Origin of the sequence: Nostoc sp. (assembly GCF_035638895.1) — a bacterium.
Taxonomy (GTDB): Bacteria; Cyanobacteriota; Cyanobacteriia; order Cyanobacteriales; family Nostocaceae; genus Nostoc.
In genome coordinates this window covers 1-3,575 of the sequence record NZ_DASQZC010000502.1, presented here as the reverse complement: position 1 = coordinate 3,575, position 3,575 = coordinate 1, and the positions used below count along the sequence as shown (strand labels likewise).

Here is a 3,575-nt window from a genome sequence, read left to right as displayed (position 1 = left end):
TCAAGTCTTACTTTCTGCGCCTCTGCGTGAAGCAAACTCATATTCTTAATCAGTAATCTCATGTCCGCCTTACCGACATCCCGCCCAGAACTAAAGTTCAACGGCTCATAGCTGAAGTCCACTTAAGTGGACTAAATTGCTGGTTGAGTCCACTTAAGTGGACAGTGGCTCTGAGACTCGGAATTCATTCCGAGGCGGGATAGAAACGTAGTGCAAGATTTATTAATAAAGATATGGCTGCGACAAGACTTGTGTGTACACCCTAGCCTCGCTTACGAAGAGGGGAGACAAAGCTACGCTTTGGCGGAGTGGGGTTCTTCGAGGTTAATAAATAATCAAGCAAACATTATTATATAACCCTTGCAGCACCATAATCGCCAAGGCTTTCACTTGATATCATCGCAGAGACGCTTGTCGCTCTCATTCAAATTCGGGTTATTCTGCAAATAATCATGCAGCCAATTGCAACCCCGCACCAGTAATTGGTCTAGATTGTCCACAGGCCACAACCGCGCTGTGTTGTCTAATGATGCCGTGGCGATGGTTTTGCCGTCCGGGCTGAAACTCACACTTCTGACACTGCCTTGATGCCCTTGTAACTGGTTACGTTCTTTAATTTTATTGAGAATAGTATCCAAAGCAAAAATAGGGCTAATGGCTGGATATTTTTCTAAAGGGCGACTATCTTTTACCAAAGTTTTTAACTCTTTCCCACTCTGCATTACTGCTGCCAGGGATTCTAACTCGCCGGCATACTCAAACTGTCTTAAAGCATTAACACCTGCCCGTTCTAATTCTGTTCCCTTTTGTGCTTCTTTTTGTGCTGTCTCTGCTCCTTGTAGCGCTGCTTGTGCTTGACTCAAAATAGTTTGAGCCTGTTTAGTTTTAGATTGTGCTTCCTGTTGTTGTCTATTTGCCTGTTCTGCTTTCTCTTGAGCAGTTTTGACTTGTTCGTTAGCTGTTTTAATTTTTTCCTCTGCTTGAGAATTTTTATCTTGTAATTCTGCTGCTTGCTGCTTTACGCTCCCTAAATCTGCCTGTGCTGCCTTAAATTTCACTTGTGCGACTTGCTGATTCTTCTGCGCTGGTTGAAACTTTTGCTCTGCATCTTTCTTTTTAGTTTCTAATTCTTGCGCTTTATTCTGTAATTCTATCTGTGCTTTTTGCGTAGCTTGCAATTCAGCTTGAGCCGTTTTAACTGTATTTTCTGCCTGTTGCTTTTCATCATCAGCATCTTTAGCCACTTGAATTTGACTCAATGCATATAAGGATGATATGCCTGCAAATAATAATAAACATACCGCTAACCCAGAACTTAAAGCTAACCGCATCCGCCCTTGGCGAATTTGTCGCTTGGCTTCTTGTTGAGCATCAACTAATATTTGCCTCGCATCTTGTTCAAGCTTCAGCTTCTCCTCTGCTTGCAAGCGTTGTTCTCGCTCTCTAGCTAATTCTGCTAATATTTCATTACCCTGTTGCTGGCGAATAAACGACACTAGGTAATCATGCACCAATTGATAACGGTCAGCCGGCGATTCTGGTAACAGCAATACTAACCTTGATGCCACAAAAATATCTAACACCAAATCTAGTTTATCGGCTTCTGCTGGCAAATCTGCTACCAACTCAGCACGAGTCTTCAGGGGACGAGTCCCATTCTCATCTGTGAGTAAATATAAAACCAGTTGTGCAACCTGTTCATTCTCCGCGCCACAATCATGGATGACTTCTTCTAAAAATCGCTCAACGAGTTTTTCTTTAGTACCAAACTGACGATACTTTTCTAAAGTAGTAATTTTCTCAGTTTGCAATTGCGTCCCCACAATTTGTAACTCAATTGGGCGTACCTCCCCCAAATCACCTGCTAAATCCTGTACTAATCGATCAATGAGCGCAGGCTCAAGATAAAATTGAGAACGTTCTGTCAAACTCTGCACAACAGCCATAGCATCGGCTGGCGAAAAATTACCCAAATAATAGCGAATATTTTTATCGAGAATATTCTTATTAATTACATTTAAATCAAACAGACGCTCCAATTCTAATAAATAATGTAAATAATCTTCCCGTAAAGACAGAATTACTTTTACAAAGGGAATATCTAGACAAATTCGCAAGAACTCATAAAATGCTCGTCGTTGACCTTGGTCTGGATAAACAAAGAAAAATTCCTCAAACTGGTCAAACATTAAAACCGTCAACAAATTCCGGTCAGCATTTCTCCGCAATTGTCCTAAAATAGTTACTGAAGAATCAAGATTAGCAAATAATTGATTACCTCTGACTTCCTCAAAAGCCTTAGCCAAACTCTGCCCCAACATCCCCACCCAATCTGTATAAACTCGCAACAAAACAGGTAAAGCATCTCGCTCACCAATTGCTTGCTGTTGCAACGCCGGGATTAACCCACCTTGCAAAATCGAGCTTTTCCCCACTCCTGACTGACCATGAATTACAGTTAATTTATGCTGAGTCCCGCCAATTCTTTCTCGCAAACGTTTAACATCTTGTCCTCGACCAGAAGCAGCAATTTCTTGAGCAATGGTTTCAGGATTTTCTACTTGCAACTGTGCAGAATTAATTGCCTGTCGCTGTGGGTTGAGATAAGATGCACCAACAAAAGCGCGAAAACCATACTGTTGTTCAATTTGTAATTGTTTTTGCTTAATATTAAAAGCTTTAAGATATTCACCTTGTTCAAAATAAAGTAGGCGTAACCTCTCTAATATAGATATATATAATTGTGGGTTGTAGTGATGATTACTTTCATTTTTTGCAGCTTCTAAATTAGTAATTGCTGCTTGAATTTGACTTAAGCCCTGTTGTGATTTTGCTAAAATAAACCGATACAAAGCAAATTGATATGGTTGTAAATTAGGTATTGCAGCTAATATTTGCAATGCTTGTCCTGCGTGTTTATGAGCTTCATTCCACTGTGACTGGTCTAAGGCTACCTCTGCCAAAAATCCGTAATCTTGAGCTAACTGCAACGATGTGCCATAATTTTGATGTAGCGGCAGAGATTTTTCCACAAGGCTTTGCAACTCTGGCCATGCTTCTAAACTTCGTAGCACTTCACCCAGTTTAGTAATATGTTTTGCAACTAAATCTGAACGTTGTGCTTGTTCAAAAATTTCAATAGCTTGCTGAAAGTAATTTCTAGACTCTTGCCAATAGCGTTGATTTTCGGTCTGATTTTTTTCAGATTGGCGATTATAAGCTGAAGCAATATTAATGAGTAATATACCTTGCCGTTCTAAAGCACTACTTTGTCGCCAGAACCCCAAGCTTTGTTGATAATGTGCTAAAGCAGAATCTATGTGGTCATGTAGATAATCATTTAAACCAAACAAAAACTCTAAACTTGCTTTAAGTCCTGCTTCTAATACTTCTCCTCGATTTTGCAAATCTCGACGGGCGGTTTCTAGTTCCCCGCACATTTGGGGATTGGGTGTAATATCACCTGCAAAGATTTCATCACTTTTTTGCTGGAGGAAATTGACTAACTCATCAGTAGGGTTTTCAAACTCGATGATAGTTGCCCAATTCTCTAAATCAGTAGCTAATCGAATAAA

The 3,575-nt window shown here is 40.3% G+C and carries 1 protein-coding gene; it reads right to left on the bottom strand.

The window, feature by feature from the left end; translation table 11 throughout:
* Positions 1 to 386: 386 nt before the first annotated feature.
* The coding region (locus tag VE944_RS25010) for an nSTAND1 domain-containing NTPase (protein WP_324983463.1) at positions 387 to 3,575 on the bottom strand (3,189 nt) is incomplete at its 5' end.